Raw genomic sequence first — 19,287 nt, forward strand, 5'->3', positions numbered from 1 at the left:
CAGGAGTACTCAATGACCCAACTTCCCAATCCTCGTCTCTCCCGTCGCACGATGCTGCAGGGCCTGCTCGGCGCGGGCGCACTGCTCGGTAGCGGCCCGCTCCTCGCGGCCTGCGCGAGCGGAAGCACCGGTACGTCGACGACCGCGGCCAACGGAGCGAAACTCGACACCGTTGTCGCACAGCTCGGTTGGAAGAAGCTCAGCCAGTTCGGCGGGCACTTCGCCGCGATCAAGATGGGCTACTTCACCGATAACGGCATCGACGCACAATTCCTTGCCGGCGGACCCAACATCGACCCGGTGGCCGTGGTCGCCAACAAGCAAGCCGACATCGGTGACGACAACGGATCGGGAATCCTGCTCTCGCGCAGCAAGGGAATCCCGGTGACCGCGTTCGCGACCATCTATCAGCAGACCCCGAACGCACTCATGTCGCTCAAGAGCAATCCGGTCACCTCACTGCAGGAGATGGTGGGCAAGAAAGTAGGCGTCCCGAACACGGAGAAGGTCCTGATCGAGGCGATGCTGAAGAAGGCCGGGGTCGACCCGGGCTCGGTGTCCATCGTCCCCGTCGGCACCGACCCGTCGATCCTCACCTCGGGTCAGGTCGACGGCTACATCGGATACGGTACGCAGCAGGGTGTTTCGCTCGAACAGTCCGGCGTGCCGGTCAACGTCGTCTACTTCAGCGAACTGGGCGACCCCGACTACGGCAACGCGCAGTTCGCCCTCGCGGACACCATCGCGGACAAGGGCGACGTGCTGAGCCGGTGACTGAAGGCCGACATCGCCGGCTGGGAGTACTTCGTCGAGCACCCGGAAGAGATCGCCCAGTACACCTGGGATCAGTACCACAAGGAGACCGGCGCCGCGATCGAGGACGAGAAGGTCGCCGCCCAGGCGGCGGTCCCGCTGATCACCTCCGGCGCGGCCGCCGACCACGGCCTCATGTGGATCGAACCCGCGGCCTTCAAGTCGGTGTACGAACTGTACGAGACCGCCGGGAAGATCACGTCGCCAGTCGATCTCGACGCCGTGATGACCCAGTCCCTGCTGCAGGCGGCCCACGGGTCTGGAGCCTGATCATGACGTCCGGAGGAGTGGCACAGGACGCGGCGGAACTGGCCGACGAGCCGCATCCGTCCACCATCGATCGCCGGGTCGGCCTCGCGGTCGACAAGGTGACCTACGGGTATCCGGGGCGCCGCGGCGAGCTGACGCCGGCGGTCGACGACGTGAGCATGAAGCTGGAGCGCGGCGAACTCGGCGTCCTTCTGGGACCGTCCGGCTGTGGAAAGTCGACGCTCCTGCGTCTGGTCGCCGACCTTGTTCAGCCGACGTCGGGGACCATCACATTCGACGGCGCGACCATGCAGAACATGCGTGAGGAACGGCGAATCGGCTTCGCGTTCCAGGATCCGGGTCTGCTGAGCTGGCGAAGTGTCCGCCGCAACATCGAGCTGCCGTTCAACCTGTCGGGCCTGCCGAAGGACTCGTCGTGGGTCGACCACCTGCTCGAGATCACCCACCTGACGGAGTGGGCCGGCCACCGGCCCGGGCAACTGTCGGGAGGGATGCGGCAACGGGTCGCCCTCGCACGTGCACTGGCGACCCGGCCCGACGTGTTGCTCCTCGACGAACCCTTCGGCGCACTCGACGAGATCACCAGGGCCGAACTCAATTTCGAGCTGCTCGACATCATCGGTCAGACCGGGACGACCTGTCTGCTGGTGACGCACTCCGTGGAGGAGGCGACTCTTCTGGGTGACGAGGTACTGGTTCTGAGTCCACGTCCGTGCCGGATTCGTTCCCGGTACCGAATCGACGTGGCCCGTGAGGACCGTCGTGGTTTCCGGGACACCGTGGACTTCGCCGGACACTGCAGCAGGCTCCGCGCAGATCTGGGTCTGCGATGACCGCAGCCGTTCTCGACATCGCGATGACCGGCAAGAGGGCACGAAGCCGGCAGGTCGGCGGGCTCCGTGACACGGCCATCGTCGTGGGCATGGTCGCGTTCGTACCGGTTGCGTGGTGGTCCGTGGCCGCGACCGGTGTGCTCGGGCCTGGTTTCATCGGTCCCGGGGAAGCCGTGAAGGCTCTGATCGAACAATGGGACATCGTCTGGTACAACGCATTACCCACAGTGAGTGCGGCCGTCACGGGTGCGCTCATCCTGGTCGCGATGATGGCCGTCGGGCTTTTCGTCGCCGGCGTGCTGTCCTCGGTGACACCATGGTTCGTCGCGCTGAGCGTGGTGGTCGGCAGCGTGCCGCTCATCAGCCTGACCCCGGCCCTGTCGCTCTTCTTCAGCCGGGGAACGGCACTCATCACCACCGTGGTCGTCCTTGCCGGGCTCGTCCCGGTGGCGGCCACCCTCGCGGCCTGTGCGCGGGTGTCGCAGCAGGGCTATGAGGAGCTCGGCGCGCTGTACGAGGCCGGTCGTCTGACCTGGTGGACGAATGTCGGTTTCTGGCGGTCGATTCCGTCGATCGGAGTCGGTCTCCGCACCATGCTGCCGGCCTGCTTCGTCGGTGCGATCGTGGCCGAGTGGTCGGGTGCCGCCGGTGAACGTGGGCTCGGGAGTCTGATGGCCAACGCGCTCTTCAGCTATCAGATCGACCTGTTGTGGGCGACGCTGATGCTGGCCGCCGTGGTCTCGCTCGTGCTGTTGGCCGTCGTCTCGCTGTTGATGGCCCCGTTGGAACGGGCGGTGCGATGAACAAGGAACAGCCCTGGTGGGTGAACGTCGTCTGTGCGGTGGCGGTTCTGGGGTTCGTGGGCGTGGTCTGGCAAGGAGTGATCTGGGCCCAGGACATACCCGCCTACAGCGTCCCGACACCGGCGATGACGATGCAGGCGCTGATCGACGACTTCCCGATAATCGCGGGTCGCTGCGCGCTGACCCTGCGTGACGCCGCTGCCGGGCTCGTCGTCTCGACGGTGCTGGCGATGGTGCTCGCGGTCCTGGTGTCGCGGTGGACGGTGCTCACCAGGCCGATCACGGGCTACGCGTTGATCATTCGCACGCTGCCGATCGTAGGGGTGGCGCCGCTGGTCACGCTGGTGGCCGGCCGCGGGGTCATGGCCACCGTCATCTGTGTGGTGATCGTGACGGTGTTCACCCTGTTCGTCGCGATCCTGGAGAGCATGCGAGCCCTTCCTCCAGCGGTCACCGACCTCTCGGTGTTGTACGACACCGGGTTCGTCCGGAAGACCGCGTACGCCTGGGTTCCCGCCGCAGTCGGCGGAATCGTCATGGGGCTCAGGATCTCCGGTCCGATGGCGATCGTCGCGGCGATCCTCGCGGAATGGCTGTCGGGTCACGACGGGATCGGGAGCCTGATGACGACGGCGCAGGCCAATCGTGAGGTGACCATGCTGTGGGCGGCAACGGTGGCGGCCGCGGTCGTGGGGCTGATCGCCTACATGATGCCCGGCGCGCTGGTCGGTCTCGCGCGCAGGTTCGGATTCGTAATGGAGGTGTCGGCAGGTTGAGTACAGGAACGATCACAGGGCATTTCGTGGACGGCGAGATGATCGCCGGTGCGGTGTCGGACGCCATCGAGGTGGTGAATCCGTCGACCGGTGAGGTCATCGGCCATGCGGCGGAGGCCTCTTCACATGTCGTCGACCATGCGGTTCGGGCCGCGTCCCGGGCCGGGCGGGACTGGGCCACCACCGCCGTGGCGGAGCGCGCCGAGTACCTGACCAAGTGGGGTGAGAAGCTCGCCGCCGAAGCCGATGCCCTCGTCGACCTCACCGTGGACGAACTGGGCCTGCCACCGGCGGTGGCGCGGAACACACAGGTGAACCGCGCGATCGATAGTCTGAAACACCTGCCGGAGATGGCCGAGACGATCCTCGGTCAGCAGCGGGAAGTCGGCAACTCGCTGGTCGTGCGCGAACCGGCCGGAGTGGTTGCAGCGATCACGGCGTGGAACTTCCCGCTGAACATGCTCGTCTCGAAGCTGGCTTCCGCGGTCATCATGGGCAACACCGTCGTCGTCAAACCGTCGGAGATCAAGCCGCTGGCGGCGTGGCGCGCGGTGGAACTGTTGGCCGAGTTGGAGTTTCCGCGCGGCGTCGTCAACGTGGTCGGTGGTCGCGGTCCGACCGTGGGTGCGGCTCTCGTGGACCAGACCGCGGTCGACGTCATCAGCTTCACAGGGAGCCGGGACGTGGGCAAGGCCATCGTGGCGGTCTCGTCCCGGACGCTGACCCGGTGTGTGCTCGAACTCGGCGGCAAGAACGCGGCAGTGATCCTCCCGTCCGCCGACCTCGACGAGGCGTTGCCCGCTGTGATCGCGAGTTGCTTCTTCAACAACGGGCAGGTCTGCGGTGCGCAGACGAGGCTCGTCGTCGAACGGTCCCGACTCGCCGAGGTCGAAGAGCGGATCGCGTCGATCGTCGGTGCGGTGGTGACGGGCCCGGCGCGTGCGTCGGGAATTACGCTCGGTCCGGTGGTGAGTGCCGCGCAGCATCGTCGGGTGTCGGAGTTCATCGCGTACGGGGAACAGTCCGGGCTCCGAGTGGTCGCCGGTGGATCGGGCCGGCCCGCGGGGGTCCCCGACGCCGGATTCTTCGTGCGGCCCACCGTCTTCAGCGAGGTCCCGCCAGATCATCGCCTTGCCAACGAGGAGATCTTCGGGCCGGTCCTCGTCATCCAGGTCTGTGACGGAGTCGAGGAGATGATCGAGCTCGCGAACGCGACCCGCTACGGGCTGACTGCCTCGGTGTGGGCCGGCGACGTCGACGAGGCGATCCGCGTCGCACGGCGTATCCAGGCGGGTCAGGTCGTGGTCAACGGCGGGCCGTTCAACCTGCACGCACCCATCGGAGGCTTCAAGGAATCGGGCATCGGACGTGAGCACGGGCTCGAAGGACTCGCGGAGCTGTCGGAGGTCAAGTCGATCCACCGTCCGCTGACGCAGAACACGAAGTGAGAGGAACGAGAGACATGGCCGGCCAATCACCCGAGATCGTCGTCCGCGGCGGAACCGTCGTCACCCCTGATGGGCGGTTCGACGCGGACCTGGGTATCCGTGACGGACGAATCTGTGAGGTGGGTACCGCGGTTCCGCCGGCGCCCACCGAGATCGACGCGCGCGGACTGCTCGTCCTCCCGGGCCTCGTCGACGCACACGTGCACTTCCGGGATCCGGGCATGACCTACAAGGAGGACTTCGGCAGTGGGTCCCGGGCGGCCGCGGTCGGAGGCGTGACGACGGTGTTCGACATGCCCAACACCGTGCCGCCGGTGTCGACCGCGCAGATCCATGCCGACAAGATCGCCACCGTGGCGCCGAAGGCTCACGTGGACTTCGGGATCTACGGGATGCTGGGGCAGGCGAACGCGGACGAGATCGCCGGTTTCGCGGCTCAGGGCGCGCCGGGACTCAAACTGTTCATGGGGCAGACGACCGGTGACAACCCGTGCCCCGACGACGGGGCGATCTACGCCGGTCTCGTCGAGGCCGCCAAGGCGGGGCTCGTCGTCGGTGTGCACGCGGAGAACAACCCGCTCCTGCAGCAGCTCGCCCGCGAGTTGCGCGCCCAGGGCCGGACCGACACGAGGGCTCATCTCGAGAGCAGGCCCGACGTCGTGGAGGTCGAGGCGGTCACCCGCATCATCACCCTCGCCGGGGCCGCCGGCGTCCAGCTGCACATCCATCATCTGTCGACCGAGGCGGGACTGGCCCGGGTCCGGCTGATGCGTGCGCTCGGGCACCGCGTGTCGGTGGAAACCCTGGTCGGACATCTGCTGCTCGACGACGAGGCATACGAGGAGTTCGGCAACCTCGTGAAGCTCAACCCGCCGATCCGTCCGCGCGAGAACGTCGACGCGCTGTGGGCCGGCGTGACCGCGGGAGAAGTGGACATCATCGCCACCGATCACGCACCCCATTCGGTCGAGGAACAGGGGGCCGCGGACGTGTGGTGCGCCCATGGTGGATGGATCGGCGTGGAGACGATGCTGCCGCTGCTGCTGACGCAGGCCGCGGAGGGACGGCTCTCGGTCAGCGACATCGTTCGTCTCTGCAGCGCCACGCCGGCCAAACTGTGGCACATCGACGATCGCAAGGGGCATCTGGGAATCGGTGGCGACGCCGACTTCGTCCTCGTCGACGAACACGCCGCCGGAACCGTGGTCCAGCAGAAACTTCACTCGATGCACCCGATCACACCGTTCGACGGATGGTCCACGGTAGGTGCGGTTCGCGCGACGTACCTGCGCGGATCTCTCATCGCCGCCGACGGTGAACCGGTCGGCACACCGAGTGGACGCCAGGTCACACCAATCCGGCACCGAGATCAGCTAGGGGTATAGATGAGCATCATCGGAAAGACAGACGTGGTCGCCGAGGCCGTGGCCGCCTGCCTGGAGAACGAACTGAGTGTGGCTGTCGTGAAGTCGAATGTCGCACGCACAGTTGACGTTCTGGCTCTCGGTACCACCGCTGGTCGCGCCGCCAAGTCGCAGATGCTCGACGCGGCGCTGGCCGGGCAGAACCTGAGCATCGCCACGACCGACGTCACAACCGTTCCGGGCGAGGCGTTCGTCGAGCCGACGTGGGTTCTGGGCCTGGTGCTCAGCCCCTTCAAAGCCGAAGTAGGGGCCCATGCCAACAGGCTGACTCCGTCGGCCGCACGGACCGGAATCGTCGACACGCTGCTTCGGACCAGCACCGGCGTCGTCGGCCTGAACTCCAACTCGTGGGCGCTCGCCGCCGCCGGTGAGGTGCTGCTCCGCGGACTCGATCGTCCCCGGATCCTCGTGCTCGGGACAGGCGGGACGACCCACTCGGCGCTGCTCGGACTCGCGAGGGCGCATCCGGATGCGGAGCTGTTCGTCAGCGGGCGCCGCCCCGAGGCGACCTGCCGACTCGCCGAACGGTACGGCGTCACCGCCGTCGCACCCGCGGACACCGCCGAGGTGGAGCCGTCGGTGGTGATCAACGCGACCACCTGGGGTGAGACCGATGAATCGGAGGCGTCGCCCTTCGGTTTTCCGGCAGGGGAGCTCTTCGCACCCGGACGTATCCTGTTCGACCTCAACAACCGGCACAGTGCGTTGCAGATTCAGGCACTGGCGGCGGGCTGTGCTGTGATGTCAGGGACTTTGATGCAACGGATCACGCATGCCTGCCGGGCGGCCGGCGCAGCGTGGGCGCTCGACCAGCAGGCGAAAGGGGAGTGAGGCATGGTCAGCGGCGGTGACGACGAGGTCCTGTCCGCCAACGCCCGGGTCTACCGGTATCTCCGTCAGGCGATCATCTGCGGGAAGATCGCGGCCGGAACGCGGATCATCGAAGAGCAGATCGCGGAGAACCTCGCGGTCAGTAGAACCCCGGTTCGGGAGGCGCTCCAGCGTCTTCGCAGTGAGGGGCTGCTGGTCCGTATCCGACGCGGCCAGCTCGAGGTCGTCCGGATCGACGAGGCCGAGCGCAACGAACTGCACATGCTTCGGGTCGCCGTCGACGAGGTGGTGGCACGGTTGTTGACCCGGAAGGCCGACACCGTCGAGTGGGACAAGCTCTATTCGCTCCTTGAACCTCTCGGCGAAGCCGCGACCGTGCACGGCATCCGATCGCCCGAGTATTCCTTGGCGCACCTCGACCTCCACACAGCGATCAACGAGGCCGCATTCACCCGTGCCCGCGGGGTGGCCCTCGGCGGCAGTCCGGGCGCCTATCAGACCGACGACTACGTCCAGCAGGACGGCTACGAGCCCGTGGCCCAGCACCGAACCCTGCTCGATGATCTCAGCAGTGGTGACGAGAATCGGGCGGTCACCGCCATGTACACCCATGCGCTTCGTGGCCGGCCGTCGCAGGACGGCACGGACCTACGCAACATCGAGCTCGCTTTTCGCGAAGGACGGACCTCATGACCGACGACCTCACGCCACTCGGCAACCTGATGCCGGGACCGGGTCAGACAGTGCGGATGTTCGTCAACGGACAGGCCATGCGCGGCGGCGAGATCCACGACGCATTCGCCGGTACCGCGACGTTCCTGGGCGAGGTGTCCACCGCACCCGATTACGCCTTCTTCTCCTGCCGGGACGAGTTTCCGGGCCTGTACCCCGTCGAGGTCGGCGGATGGTCCGTGCCGGGAGAGCTCTACGCCGTCGACTACGAGGTGCTGCGGAGCCGACTGTTACCCGCTGAGCCGGTCGAGCTGGAACTGGGCGTCATCCGGCTGCAGGACGGATCAGGAGCCCTGGCCATGAAGTATCGGGACGTCGTACTGGAAGATCCGGAACGGAACGGGCTCGCGGTGATCACCCCCGGTACCGGCTGGCGTATCCATCTCGGGTCGCGCGCGCAGCAGGCCGTGGAGAACCACGCACCATGACGGAGGCGTCCGCGGCGGTCACCTCGGATACCACGACCGGCCAGACCTCGGCTGTCGCCGGCGCGTACGCGGTGTCGACCCCTCACGCGGCCGCGTCCGAGGCGGCTGTCGATGTGCTGGCCAAGGGTGGCAACGCCGTCGACGCGGCCGTCGCCGCTGCCGCCGTCTGCGTTGTCGTGCAACCATTTTCGAGCAGCCTCGCCGGCGTCGGATGGGCTACGGTGCACGACGCGGCCACCGGCCTGACCGAAGTGCTCGAGTGCTGTGGAACGGTCCCGCTGGGTCTCGATCCCGCCGCGCTGCCCGTCGATGACACCGGCATGTGCGATGTGGCGGAACTGGAGAGGACCCGGCGACTGCTCCTCGCCGGTCTGACACCGGCGCTGGCGATCGGCTGGGCAGAGCTCGTCGCGCGGAAAGGTACCTGGCCGGTGGATCGCGTCCTGACGTACGCGATCGAACTCGCTGCTGAGGGCTGCACGGTGTCGCCGTTGCTCGGCGCGATGCTGTCCAAGTTCGTCGATCGCCTCGAGAGATGGCCGTCGAGTAGGTCGGTGTTCTTCCGCGACGGCAAGCCGCTCGCCGCCGGTGATCTGCTCGTGCAGAGCGATCTCGCCGACACGCTGACCCGCCTGTCCGATAACGGACCTGACGAGTTCCGCACCGGCACGACCGCTGAGGCGGTCGCACGCTTCTACACCGACAACGGCGGCGTGGTGGGCGCCGATGACCTGAGAGGGCAATGCCCACAATGGCATCCGGCGCTCACGACCTCGTACCGCGGCTGGGAGATCCACGCTGCGCCGGGGCCACTCGGTGACGTGTCGTTCGCCTCGGGTCTGAACGTGCTCGAGCAATGGCCTCCTTTCAGGTCGCCGGACGACCCGGAGTACGTCCATGTGAGCGTCGAGTCGGCGAAACTCGTTGCCCGGGAACGCGCCCGGTACATCGGCGACCGAACCCCTCCAGAGACGGTGGCCTGGCTCCTCGATGAGTCGCACACCGAGTCGCTCCGTTCGCAGATATCCGACCGGGCGAAGCCGATCGCCGCCGACCTCTCCGCCGGCGACACGATCACCCTGTGTGTCGTCGACGCCGCGGGCAACGCGGTCAACCTGATGCAGACGGTCGGTGGGATCTTCGGGACCGGAGCGGTCGTGCCCGGCACCGGGATGCTGACCAACACCAGTGCGTCGTTCAGCTACCCACGCAACTGCGGGTTCAACGACATCCGGCCCGGTGGCAAGTTGGAGCAGAACCCGTGCCTGCCCGTGGTGTTCGACGCGGACGGAAAGGTGCGACTGGTGGTCGGGAGCCCCGGGGGAAAGACCCGGGTGGAGACGGTTCGGCAGATGCTGGTGAACGTGCTCGATTTCGGGATGACGTTGGACGACGCGGTGAACGCGCCGAGGTTCTTGCGTGGTTCCGACGGGCGGAGTGTTCTCTTCGAGGCGGCGACCCCACCGTCAGACAGGCTCGTCGCCGCACTTCGGTCGCGCGGTCACGAGGTCGTGATGTCCGACGACACCTTCGGTACAGGTCAGGCCGTCGAGGTCGATCCGGTGTCCGGACTTCGACGGGGAGGGGCCGACCGCCGGCTCGAGTCGGTGGCCTTGGCCGGCTCGGTGCCCGACCGAGATGGTGACCTACTGCGGAGTGAGTAGGCGGCGGCATACCGCAGTCCTGGTACGACGGGTCCGCCGTTCGTGCTCAGTCGAAGTACGACGCGTACTCGCTGTAGGGCACTTGACCGTTGGGGCTGGCCTTGATCGCAGCGGCCACCGCCGGCGGGATGGGTGCCCAGTAGGCGGGCATCGCGGCGGCGAGTGACGGCTTGACGACGTAGAGCAGTGCGAAGTTCACAATCCAGAGCGGCGGCGCCATCGACATGCCGACGGTACTGGTCACGCTGGCCTTGGTGTTGGTCACCAACTGTGCGGCGCCCGACATCTGTTCTGCGACAAAGCCGAACGGGACCTCGATCGTGTAGGCCGACCGGTAGAGCGTCAGCAGGGTGTCGGTCGCCCCGTTGTCGCGCAGCCACGTGCCGACGTACCCGCCGGGGGGCGATCAGCGAATTGACTTGTCGCGTAGGCGCACTCGCGTTCGCGGGACTCTGCAGCATGCCCTGTTTGTTCACGTACAGGCCGTAGCTTCCGACAACGGAGTTGCCGAACATCGGGCGACCGGTGGTGTTGGTCAAGATGATCAGGCAGGCGTCGATGATCTTCGCGGCGTCACGGCTGCCGCCGATCCCGCCACCGCTCAAGAAGGCTCGGTATTGCTGAGGGTCCGCTGAAAGCCGTATGACGTCGTACCCGGAAACCGGGCACAACGTCATACGGATTCAGAGCGGGTGGCGGCTCAGATCAGACCGAGAGCCAGCATCGCATCGGCCACCTGGGTGAAGCCCGCGATGTTCGCGCCCATCACGTAGTTGCCGGGAGCACCGTACTCCTCGGCGGTGTGCAGGCAGTGATCGTGGATGGAGGTCATGATCTCGGAGAGGCGCTCCTCGGTGTAGCCGAAACTCCACGAGTCGCGAGATGCATTCTGCTGCATCTCGAGTGCGCTCGTGGCCACGCCGCCGGCGTTCGCCGCCTTACCGGGCGCGAAGCTGACGCCCGCTTCGCCGAAGATGCGTACGGCCTCGGGGGTGCAGGGCATGTTCGCGCCCTCGGCGACGATGCGGACCCCGTTCTTGACCAGCTGTGCGGCGTCGGCGCCGTTCAGTTCGTTCTGCGTCGCGCACGGGATCGCGATGTCTGTGGGCACGTTCCACAGCGAGCCTTTGGTGACGAACCGCGCCGAGGGGCGGGCGTTCACGTAGTCGCCGATGCGACCCCGCTGGACGTTCTTGATCTCCTTGAGGAGTTCCAGGTCGATGCCCGCTTCGTCGACGACGTAACCGCTCGAGTCCGAGCAGGCGACGACGCGGCCACCGAGCTGCTGGATCTTCTCGATGGCATAGATGGCGACGTTCCCCGAGCCGGACACGACAACCGTCTTGCCGTCGAGTTTGTCGTCCACTGCGGCGAGCATGTCGCGAACGAAGAAGACCGCGCCGTAGCCGGTGGCCTCGGTGCGCACCTGCGACCCGCCCCAGGCGAGTCCCTTGCCGGTCAGGACACCGGACTCGTATCGGTTGGTGATGCGCTTGTACTGGCCGAACAGGTAACCGATCTCGCGGCCGCCCACGCCGATGTCACCGGCGGGAACGTCGGTGTACTCACCGATGTGGCGGTAGAGCTCGGTCATGAAGGACTGGCAGAACCGCATGATCTCGAGATCCGACTTGCCCTTGGGGTCGAAGTCCGAGCCACCCTTGCCGCCACCGATCGGCAGGCCGGTCAGTGCGTTCTTGAAGATCTGCTCGAAGCCGAGGAACTTGACCACGCCGAGGTAGACGCTGGGGTGGAAGCGGAGGCCGCCCTTGTAGGGGCCGAGCGCCGAGTTGAACTCGACGCGGAATCCGCGGTTGACCTGTACCTGGTTCTGGTCGTCGATCCACGGCACGCGGAAGATGATCTGCCGCTCCGGTTCGGTCAGACGCTTGATGATGCCGGCGTCGGCGTAGTGCGGGTGCTTGGCCAGGACGGGTCCGAGGCTGTCGAAGACCTCACGAACGGCCTGATGGAACTCGGCCTCCCCGGGATTGCGGGTAATCACCTGTTCGTACAGATCGCTGATCTTCTCGTCGAGCACGACCACGGTGGCCACCACTTCCTTTTCGATTTCTCCAGGGAACGCCGGTGCACCCTGAACCGGGTCACCACCCCGCAGCCTATCGAGCGGCAGGAAGTATCTATAAATCCACTCGGCGCCGCGCCCAGGCGACGATCGCCGGGAAGTTCTCGGGGGCGCAATCCGACGCGCTCGTCACAAGATAGAAAGCCGAGGTCAGAGCGTTTCCATTGACGGCGGCCTCGTAGCCTGCGACACGCGCGACGTGTCGGGCACGCTCTCGTGCGACCTCGGTCTCACCCGGTGTTGATGCCTCGGCGACCACGAGCAAACCGAGCCTGCGGGCGTTGGACGCGGCAGTCAGCACGGCGTCTGTCAGTTCGTCCTCCTGCCGCCGTTCGAGCCGACGGCCACGCCAGTCCCACCATCTGCGCCGCGGCCGTGGCGCGCGACCCAGCACGGCGATGCACGACCTCGCCCCGACCGGTATGCGCCGCGCCGGGACAGGGTCGTAGCGGTCATCGCGAACCCCCGGGCCATCGAACCCGAGGTCCACGACCTCGATGCTCAACCCGTGGTTGCGGAGGGTTCGGCACAGCCTGGTGGTCAACGCGCCCGGTCGTCCGATGACGAGGACATCGGCAGTCGCCGTCGGGTTCCGAGTCGGAAGCGCGGACGGCCGAAGGTCGCTCGACGAGACCTCTGCCGGTCGTGCGCCGGCCCTCATCGGGGCGCCGCCGGACGGGCGCGACCGCGAGCACACGGCCACGCTGCGTCAGAGAAGCTCGATCCGGTGGTCTTTCACCGCTACCGTGCTCTCCTGCCCGTTGGGCAGCCGATAGGTCCGAACATCGCCGACGTCGGCGCCCAGCACCGCACGTCCGAGCGGTGAGTCGGGTGAACAGACGTCCATCCCCACCAGGGCATACTGCTCCGGAGGTCCCACCAGGAAGGTGGTGACGTCGGTCGGATCGTCATCGAAGACGACCGTGACGACCGAGCCGACCTGCACCGTGCCGTCCGCTGCCGGTTCGGCGTCTGCCGTGGACAGGGCGGCATACAGCTGTGCGAGATGCCGGTCGAGGGTCTCGAGGCGCGCCAGGGCGCGGTGGTAGGCGTCGTTGTTGTCCAGATCGCCGGCGGCGCGGTGATCGAGGACCTCGGCACTGACGACGGCTCGATCGCGGATCTCGGCGGCCAGTTCGCGCTCCAGCAGATGTCGGGTCAGGCGGGCCCTCGGGGCAGGTGTTGCGGTGGTCATCGTTGCTTCCTCTGCTTCAGTGGCAAGAGAGTGTTGACGTCCCGGTCAGGACGTCGCGATCAGGGGCCTCGCGCGGAGCTCGAGCATCGGATGGCGTGCCGCGATCTCCGCACGCGCGATGTGGTCCAGGTCGGTGCTGAGGGTCAGAATCCAGGGCACCGACTCGGCTGCCCCGCCCGCGGGCGATCCGACCCCCGAACTCGAGTCCCACGGATCGAGCTCGAGATCGCCGAGAATGTCCCGCGACAGGCTTTCCAACTTCGATGCGGTGAGCCGGCCCGACGGATCCGCGAACGCGAAACAGGCGTCCTTGCCCACCGGCACGCCGAAGTCGTCGACATCGTTTTCCCGATGCCACTGCCGGCGCAGGAGCAGAGAGTCGGAATCCTCGACGACAAGCGAAGACTTCACCGATTTCGGAAAAGCGTTGAATGCGCGCGACGACGCCTGGTCGAGAAATTTCCTCACCCGACTCTTCGATGCGCAGACTCGGATACGACATTCCATGACAACCGCTTGCACGGCGACTCTCCCTTTCACTGAAAACCGGCCTGTCGGGCCGGTGTCACGGACTCTAGCCGAAAAAAATATAAAAGCCAGTCGGCGCCGACCCAGGGCGAACGGTCTGTGAGATCTGCTGTTCAGCAGCAGATTCGGCGACTGGACTTTTATTTTTTCTGGGCTATGGTCACGGAGGTGAGTGGGTGCCCAACCCCACTTCATCATTCATGTCAGCGAGGAATCATGGCAGAGAAGAATTCCAGTTCGAAAAAACGCCGCCAAGAGTTGAAATTGCGACGCGAGAAGAACCGTGCGAGTGAAGACAGCTCGATCATCCGAAAACGGAAGAATGTGGGATGACGTGGATCAGAACACGCGCCTCGCAGAGGTTCTCACGTATCTCCACGACCGTTTCTCGACGCTGGCCGCGGTCGAGCGGCCGCAGTCGGAGCTCCTTCGCGGATTCCGGGCGGGCATGACGTTTGCACGTGTCTGCGTCCTCGACGAGATCACGACCGAGTCTCTCCGTCCCGACGCGTTCGTCGGCGCAGCTGTGTACTCAGGGGGTCTGCGCCGGGACTTCGACATCATCCAGGGACTGGCAGACCGGCTCGAGCGAGAGGGTCGGTGGGCCGCCGACCCCGATGACAGTGAGTTCCGGGTCGGCTACCACGCCGCGTTGGGGATCGCCCGCCATCACCTCGACGTGGCTCGCCGGACGCTCGACATCCAGGAAGCGCCGGCGGGAGTGCACCGGCCGGTCCGCAGCCGATCCCGACGAGCCGCGGCCCTCACCGCCGGATAGGCGCACCTGTGCGTGGGACGGGGCGCGAGGAGCACGTCCCACGCACGGCGCTGGTCGGATACGGTCAGCGTCGGACGCCGAGGCCCTTGGCGATGGTCGGCCACGCACGGTGGAGGTCTTGGTTCCAGTAGCCCCAGGAGTGCAGTCCGGACCTGAAGTCGTAGGTGACCTTCACGCCCGCCGCGTCGGCCCGACGCTTGAAACTCTGCGTGCACTGGAGAACGACACCTTCGAGAACACCGCCCACCGGGGAGGCGAGGCCGGCGATGCCCAGCGATGGATCGGGCAATCCGTTGCCGACGGCGACGTACATCGGCTTGCCCTTCAGTACCTCCACATGAGCGGCCGGGTTGTGGTCGTCCCACGTCGAGTGGCCCACCGGTCCCCACATGTTGTCGGGGTTACCGCCGCGGGTCGACACCGACGCGGCCGTGGCCTGACGGTATTCGGGTGAACCCTGGTCGAGGCAACCGCTGAACGCCGCGACACCGCGATAGAGGTCGGGATGGCGGACGGCGATCGACATCGCGCCCAGAGCGCCCATCGACAGTCCGCCGATGACATTGCGACCGTTGCCGTTGAAGCGCTTGTCCATCAGCGGGGGCAGTTCCTCGGTCAGGAACGTCTCCCATTTGTTCCGTCCCAGAACAGGATCGGTCTTCTGCCAGTCGGTGTAGTACGCGGCCATGCCGCCGATGGGCATGACGACGTTGACCGGTTTGTCTTCCATGAACTTCACGATGTCGGTCTGGAACGTCCAGCCGCTCTGCGTGTAGTTGGTGTAGATGCCGCCGTCGATCCCGTCGAGAAGGTACAGAGTCGGGCGGGGCTTCTCACGATCTCGGGGGAGCAGCACGCTCACCCGAACGGGTCGCTCCATGGCGGCCGAGTAGACCGTCACGGTCGAACGCGTGGGCGTCGTCGGCGACACCGACAGCACGCGCGTCACCTCACGACTCGGCGTAGTGCTCGGCGCCGCGGCGACCGATCCTCGGACGGCCAGGCTCGCGGTCATGACGACGACGCCCACGCACGCGAGTACGACGGCTCTCTGCCAGATCGACATTTCTCCCCCTACTGCTTTCCGACGGTGCGCCCCCACGCTCCGCGTCGGCGATATCCGCTCAATCATGTACTAGACGCCGCCGACCCGCCGAGGTATTGGACGAGTGTCCGCGTGTCCGCCACCTGAGCTTCGCCGAATATCGTCCGAACGGACTAGCACGACCGTCTGGAGTGGACCCTGGTGCTCGTGTTTGCGTCGAGATCGCGCGGGTACCCGTTCGTGACCAGGGCCGGCCCCATCGAGTGGGCTCATCAACGCGGCCGATCTGAACCACCGACATCGGAAGGACGGTTCTCAGTGAGCACCTACGTCACCGCGAATCCCACCACTGGCGTCACCGACCGGGAGTTCCCCGGTCTCGCCGACAACGAGATCGACGGGCTCGCGGCACGGTCGCTCGAAGCTTTCGAGAGCTGGCGGCGCACCGAGGTCGCGGAGCGTGCGGCCATCCTGTCCCGGACCGCGGATCTGTACGAGCAGCGTGCGGACGAGCTGGCGTCGACGATCACGACCGAGATGGGCAAACCGGCCAAGGAGGCGGCAGGTGAAGTGCAGCTCGCCGCCGACATCTATCGCTGGTACGCCGACCATGGCCCGGACCTGCTGGTCAGCGAGGAACTCGATCCGCAGGGCGCCGAGTCGTCGATCGTGCAGACGGCGCCGATCGGGCCGCTGCTCGGTGTGATGCCGTGGAACTACCCGTACTACCAGGTGGCCCGGTTCGCAGCTCCGAACCTGCTGGCCGGCAACACGATCGTCCTCAAGCATGCGTCGATCTGCGCGGCGTCGTCGGCGTTGATGGCGGAGATCCTGCACGATGCCGGGGTGCCGCAGGACGTGTATGCGAACGTGTACGCGAGCAGCGACCAGGTCGCGGAGCTCTTGGCGCATCCGGCCATCCGCGGGGTGTCGTTGACCGGCAGTGAGGGTGCCGGCGCCGCGGTGGCCAAGGTCGCCGCCGAGAATCTCAAGAAGTCGGTCCTCGAGCTGGGCGGCTCGGACCCGTTCATCCTGCTCGACTCCGCTGACATGGCCCGGACCACTACGATCGCCGCGCGGGCCCGGCTGTCCAACGCGGGCCAGGCCTGCAACTCGCCGAAGCGATTCATCGTGCTCGACGAGCTCTACGACGACTTCGTGCAAGGGCTGGTCGAGAAGTTCGAGGCGACGACGGTGGGGGACCCGGGCGATTCGTCGACGCGCATGGGACCGCTGTCGTCGATCTCGGCACGCGACACCGTCGCCGACCAGGTCAAGACCGCGGTGGACCAGGGTGCGACGCTGCGGACCGGCGGCGCCGCGCTCGATCGTGACGGTGCCTTTTTCCAGCCGACCGTGCTGACCGATATCACTCCGGACATGGATGCCTACGCCGAGGAGATCTTCGGCCCGGTGGCCATGGTCTACAAGGTGTCCTCGGCCGACGAGGCCGTCGCATTGGCGAATGACGTCGAGTTCGGTCTGAGCGGTTCGGTGTGGAGCACCGACACCGCGAAAGCCGAGGAGGTCGCCGACCGACTCGAAGTGGGTATGGCCTACGTGAACGAGCACGGCACCACGCTGCCGGGTCTGCCGTTCGGCGGCGTCAAGCGGTCGGGCTACGGCCGCGAACTCGGACGTTGGGGCCTGGGCGAATTCGTCAACACCAAGCTGCGGCGCACGGCAGCGAAGTAGTTCGCCGGAACCCGCGGAAGTTTGGACAAGACCGGGGGTTCCTGTAAGCGCCCCGGCCTCTGGTTCGACAAGCGGGTTACAGCACCGCGTGAACGTGAGCCCGAGACTAGCAGGTGGATTCGTCTTCCGACGAATCCGTGATCGGGTACTCATCGCCGCGAGCGGTTGACCCTCACCTCGACATCCTCGGGGTCGAGGGTCTTCTGCTCGCCGGTCACCACCCCGACGCGAACCGGATTCCGGGATGCGTCGGTGATCGTGAGCGGTGCGCCGTCGGGCTGGAGATGCTCGTTTCCCCACTGCATCAGCGACATGACGACCGGGAACAGGTCGCGGCCCATGTCGGTGAGCAGATACTCGTAACGGACCCGCTGGCCAGGCTCCTGATAGGGGACCTTCGAGAAGACGCCCGCCTCGGTCAGCTCTTTCAACCGGGCCGACGCGACCGCATCGGTGATGCCGACCCGGCGGGCGAACTGGTCGAACCGGGTCGCGCCGTAGAACGCCTCGCGCAGGATCAGGATCGCTGATCGGGTACCGACCAGCTCGACCGCCTTGGCGATCGAGCAATGCGTCGCCTCCCACCGATCTCGTTCCGCGAGCGGTCCCACCAGCTTCATCATGTGCTCCATCCTACCCTGACTTGACAAGTCCATAGTCAGGGCGTAGACCTCTGACTATGGCAGACAAAAGTCAGCCACACGGGGATCGTCGTCGACGATCCGACACCGATGGAGGTCAGACATGGCAACTGCAGTCATCGTGGACGCGGTACGCACGCCGATCGGCAAGGGGAAGCCGTCGGGCGGGCTCCACGACGTCCATCCGGTCGACTTACTCGCACACAGCCTCCGGGCGATCGTCGACCGTACTGGCCTCGATCCGGCCGAGATCGACGACGTGATCACCGGAGTCGTCAGTCAGGTGGGTGAGCAGAGTTTCAACATCGCACGGCGCGCCCTGCTGGCAGCAGGTCTTCCGGAGTCGGTGCCCGGTGTGTCGATCGACCGCCAGTGCGGCAGCGGTCAGCAGGCGATCGCATTCGCCGCCCAGGGGATCATCGCGGGCACCTACGACGTGGTCGTGGCCGCAGGGGTCGAATCGATGTCACGGGTGCCGATGGGTTCGGCCGCGGCCGGGACGTCGGACCTGAACGGTGTCGCGTTCGACGAGCGCTATCCCGACGGGCTCGTCGGGCAGGGGATCTCTGCGGAACTCATCGCCGCCCGGTGGGGAATCGCCCGCACCGCGATCGAAGAATTCTCCCTTCGGTCACACGAATTGGCGGCGCAGGCGACCAAAAACGGGATGTTCGACGACGAGCTCGCACCGATCTCCGGTCTGACCGCCGACGAGGGGATCCGGTTGGGCGGCACCCTCGAGAGTCTGGCCGCCCTGCGGCCCGCCTATTACGACGAGGCGATCGCGCGGCGATTCCCCGAGATCGACTGGAGGATCACCGCCGCCAGTGCCAGCCAGATCAGCGATGGTTCGGCCGCCGTCCTCGTCATGAGCGAGGAGAAGGCGGCGGAGCTCGGGTTGCGGCCGCGGGCACGGATCCACACCATCGCGGTCGCCGGCGACGATCCGCTCCTCATGCTCACCGCGATCATCCCGGCGACCCGAAAGGTGCTCGCGCGCAGCGGACTCGACCTCGCCGACATCGACCTGTTCGAGGTCAACGAGGCCTTCGCTCCGGTTGTCCTGGCCTGGACACAGGAGCTCGGCGTCGACCTCGACAAGGTGAACGTCAACGGCGGGGCGATCGCACTCGGTCACCCGCTGGGAGCCAGCGGTGCCCGCCTGGCGACCACCGGGCTGAACGCGCTGGAACAGCGGGGCGGACGATTCCTGCTCCAGACGATGTGTGAGGCAGGCGGTCTCGCGAACGCGACGATCTACGAACGCCTCGGCTGAGTCGCGCAGGCGCCGGTCGGT

The 19,287-nt window shown here is 66.6% G+C and carries 19 protein-coding genes and 1 pseudogene; 14 read left to right on the forward strand and 6 right to left on the reverse strand.

From position 1 onward, the window contains the following. Positions 1-12 precede the first annotated feature (12 nt). From GOALK_RS23040 to GOALK_RS04130, 11 genes are all read left to right on the forward strand, one after another. The gene (locus GOALK_RS23040) at positions 13-774 is read left to right on the forward strand and encodes an ABC transporter substrate-binding protein (protein ID WP_006357529.1); all 762 of its coding nucleotides are present in this window, start codon (positions 13-15) and stop codon (positions 772-774) included. A gap of 174 nt (positions 775-948) precedes the next feature. Next, positions 949-1,083: a hypothetical protein gene (locus GOALK_RS24475; protein ID WP_269724172.1), complete on the forward strand. Its 135-nt coding sequence runs from the start codon at positions 949-951 to the stop codon at positions 1,081-1,083. Positions 1,084-1,085: 2 nt separating this feature from the next. After that, positions 1,086-1,916 carry an ABC transporter ATP-binding protein gene (locus tag GOALK_RS04090; protein WP_157139131.1) on the forward strand — a complete coding sequence of 277 codons (831 nt, stop codon included), beginning with the start codon at positions 1,086-1,088 and terminating at the stop codon, positions 1,914-1,916. Further along, a complete protein-coding gene (locus GOALK_RS04095) occupies positions 1,913-2,719 on the forward strand; it encodes an ABC transporter permease (RefSeq protein WP_006357531.1) in 807 nt (268 codons plus the stop codon). Before GOALK_RS04090 ends, GOALK_RS04095 begins: the two co-directional genes overlap by 4 nt. Continuing rightward, positions 2,716-3,495, forward strand: coding sequence for an ABC transporter permease (locus GOALK_RS04100; protein ID WP_006357532.1), 780 nt, complete (start codon positions 2,716-2,718; stop codon positions 3,493-3,495). The genes GOALK_RS04095 and GOALK_RS04100 overlap by 4 nt, the downstream gene beginning before the upstream one ends. Continuing rightward, positions 3,492-4,943: an aldehyde dehydrogenase family protein gene (locus GOALK_RS04105; RefSeq protein WP_006357533.1), complete on the forward strand. Its 1,452-nt coding sequence runs from the start codon at positions 3,492-3,494 to the stop codon at positions 4,941-4,943. The genes GOALK_RS04100 and GOALK_RS04105 overlap by 4 nt, the downstream gene beginning before the upstream one ends. A 14-nt stretch (positions 4,944-4,957) precedes the next feature. Continuing rightward, positions 4,958-6,328: an allantoinase AllB gene (gene allB, locus GOALK_RS04110; protein ID WP_006357534.1), complete on the forward strand. Its 1,371-nt coding sequence runs from the start codon at positions 4,958-4,960 to the stop codon at positions 6,326-6,328. Next, a complete protein-coding gene (locus tag GOALK_RS04115) occupies positions 6,329-7,198 on the forward strand; it encodes a hypothetical protein (RefSeq protein WP_006357535.1) in 870 nt (289 codons plus the stop codon). Positions 7,199-7,201: 3 nt separating this feature from the next. Further along, positions 7,202-7,891 carry a GntR family transcriptional regulator gene (locus GOALK_RS04120; RefSeq protein WP_006357536.1) on the forward strand — a complete coding sequence of 230 codons (690 nt, stop codon included), beginning with the start codon at positions 7,202-7,204 and terminating at the stop codon, positions 7,889-7,891. After that, the gene (locus GOALK_RS04125) at positions 7,888-8,358 is read left to right on the forward strand and encodes an allophanate hydrolase-related protein (protein ID WP_006357537.1); all 471 of its coding nucleotides are present in this window, start codon (positions 7,888-7,890) and stop codon (positions 8,356-8,358) included. The genes GOALK_RS04120 and GOALK_RS04125 overlap by 4 nt, the downstream gene beginning before the upstream one ends. Beyond that, positions 8,355-10,022 carry a gamma-glutamyltransferase family protein gene (locus GOALK_RS04130; protein ID WP_006357538.1) on the forward strand — a complete coding sequence of 556 codons (1,668 nt, stop codon included), beginning with the start codon at positions 8,355-8,357 and terminating at the stop codon, positions 10,020-10,022. The genes GOALK_RS04125 and GOALK_RS04130 overlap by 4 nt, the downstream gene beginning before the upstream one ends. Positions 10,023-10,068: 46 nt before the next feature. Here the strand turns inward: GOALK_RS04130 and GOALK_RS04135 are convergent. The 4 genes and pseudogenes from GOALK_RS04135 to GOALK_RS04155 all read right to left on the reverse strand — a co-directional run. Further along, a pseudogene (locus tag GOALK_RS04135) lies at positions 10,069-10,645 on the reverse strand (hypothetical protein); the annotation flags it as partial. Between the two features lie 77 nt (positions 10,646-10,722). Beyond that, positions 10,723-12,081: an NADP-specific glutamate dehydrogenase gene (gdhA, locus tag GOALK_RS04140; protein WP_006357540.1), complete on the reverse strand. Its 1,359-nt coding sequence runs from the start codon at positions 12,079-12,081 to the stop codon at positions 10,723-10,725. Positions 12,082-12,817: 736 nt separating this feature from the next. Further along, on the reverse strand, positions 12,818-13,303 hold the full coding sequence (locus GOALK_RS04150) for a GreA/GreB family elongation factor (protein ID WP_006357542.1): 486 nt from the start codon (positions 13,301-13,303) through the stop codon (positions 12,818-12,820). Between the two features lie 45 nt (positions 13,304-13,348). Then, on the reverse strand, positions 13,349-13,714 hold the full coding sequence (locus GOALK_RS04155; protein WP_006357543.1) for a hypothetical protein: 366 nt from the start codon (positions 13,712-13,714) through the stop codon (positions 13,349-13,351). Between the two features lie 451 nt (positions 13,715-14,165). Here GOALK_RS04155 and GOALK_RS04160 point away from each other — a divergent pair, with 451 nt between their 5' ends. Further along, positions 14,166-14,609 carry a hypothetical protein gene (locus GOALK_RS04160; RefSeq protein ID WP_230461930.1) on the forward strand — a complete coding sequence of 148 codons (444 nt, stop codon included), beginning with the start codon at positions 14,166-14,168 and terminating at the stop codon, positions 14,607-14,609. 64 nt (positions 14,610-14,673) lie between these two features. Here the strand turns inward: GOALK_RS04160 and GOALK_RS04165 are convergent, their stop codons facing one another. Continuing rightward, positions 14,674-15,675: an alpha/beta hydrolase gene (locus GOALK_RS04165; protein ID WP_035752334.1), complete on the reverse strand. Its 1,002-nt coding sequence runs from the start codon at positions 15,673-15,675 to the stop codon at positions 14,674-14,676. A 297-nt stretch (positions 15,676-15,972) separates the two neighbouring features. Here GOALK_RS04165 and GOALK_RS04170 point away from each other — a divergent pair, with 297 nt between their 5' ends. Beyond that, positions 15,973-17,349 carry an NAD-dependent succinate-semialdehyde dehydrogenase gene (locus GOALK_RS04170; RefSeq protein WP_006357546.1) on the forward strand — a complete coding sequence of 459 codons (1,377 nt, stop codon included), beginning with the start codon at positions 15,973-15,975 and terminating at the stop codon, positions 17,347-17,349. A gap of 149 nt (positions 17,350-17,498) precedes the next feature. On the opposite strand, the gene GOALK_RS04175 is transcribed toward GOALK_RS04170, so the two are convergent. Further along, the gene (locus tag GOALK_RS04175) at positions 17,499-17,972 is read right to left on the reverse strand and encodes a winged helix-turn-helix transcriptional regulator (protein ID WP_035752544.1); all 474 of its coding nucleotides are present in this window, start codon (positions 17,970-17,972) and stop codon (positions 17,499-17,501) included. Between the two features lie 121 nt (positions 17,973-18,093). Between GOALK_RS04175 and GOALK_RS04180 the strand changes: the two genes are divergently transcribed. Beyond that, entirely contained in the window at positions 18,094-19,266 is a 1,173-nt protein-coding gene (locus GOALK_RS04180; protein WP_006357548.1) for an acetyl-CoA C-acyltransferase, read from the forward strand. Positions 19,267-19,287: the final 21 nt, after the last annotated feature.

Source organism: Gordonia alkanivorans NBRC 16433 (genome assembly GCF_000225505.1).
GTDB classification, from domain to species: Bacteria; Actinomycetota; Actinomycetes; order Mycobacteriales; family Mycobacteriaceae; genus Gordonia; species Gordonia alkanivorans.

Coding starts and splice junctions, on each gene's coding strand:
- GOALK_RS04180 (WP_006357548.1), top strand. CDS start 18,094: ATGGCAACTGCAGTCATCGTGGACGCGGTACGCACGCCGATCGGCAAG.
- allB (WP_006357534.1), top strand. CDS start 4,958: ATGGCCGGCCAATCACCCGAGATCGTCGTCCGCGGCGGAACCGTCGTC.
- GOALK_RS24475 (WP_269724172.1), top strand. CDS start 949: ATGTGGATCGAACCCGCGGCCTTCAAGTCGGTGTACGAACTGTACGAG.
- GOALK_RS04100 (WP_006357532.1), top strand. CDS start 2,716: ATGAACAAGGAACAGCCCTGGTGGGTGAACGTCGTCTGTGCGGTGGCG.
- GOALK_RS04120 (WP_006357536.1), top strand. CDS start 7,202: ATGGTCAGCGGCGGTGACGACGAGGTCCTGTCCGCCAACGCCCGGGTC.
- GOALK_RS04165 (WP_035752334.1), bottom strand. CDS start 15,675: ATGTCGATCTGGCAGAGAGCCGTCGTACTCGCGTGCGTGGGCGTCGTC.
- GOALK_RS04115 (WP_006357535.1), top strand. CDS start 6,329: ATGAGCATCATCGGAAAGACAGACGTGGTCGCCGAGGCCGTGGCCGCC.
- GOALK_RS23040 (WP_006357529.1), top strand. CDS start 13: ATGACCCAACTTCCCAATCCTCGTCTCTCCCGTCGCACGATGCTGCAG.
- GOALK_RS04150 (WP_006357542.1), bottom strand. CDS start 13,303: ATGACCACCGCAACACCTGCCCCGAGGGCCCGCCTGACCCGACATCTG.
- GOALK_RS04095 (WP_006357531.1), top strand. CDS start 1,913: ATGACCGCAGCCGTTCTCGACATCGCGATGACCGGCAAGAGGGCACGA.
- GOALK_RS04175 (WP_035752544.1), bottom strand. CDS start 17,972: ATGATGAAGCTGGTGGGACCGCTCGCGGAACGAGATCGGTGGGAGGCG.
- GOALK_RS04125 (WP_006357537.1), top strand. CDS start 7,888: ATGACCGACGACCTCACGCCACTCGGCAACCTGATGCCGGGACCGGGT.
- GOALK_RS04090 (WP_157139131.1), top strand. CDS start 1,086: ATGACGTCCGGAGGAGTGGCACAGGACGCGGCGGAACTGGCCGACGAG.
- GOALK_RS04130 (WP_006357538.1), top strand. CDS start 8,355: ATGACGGAGGCGTCCGCGGCGGTCACCTCGGATACCACGACCGGCCAG.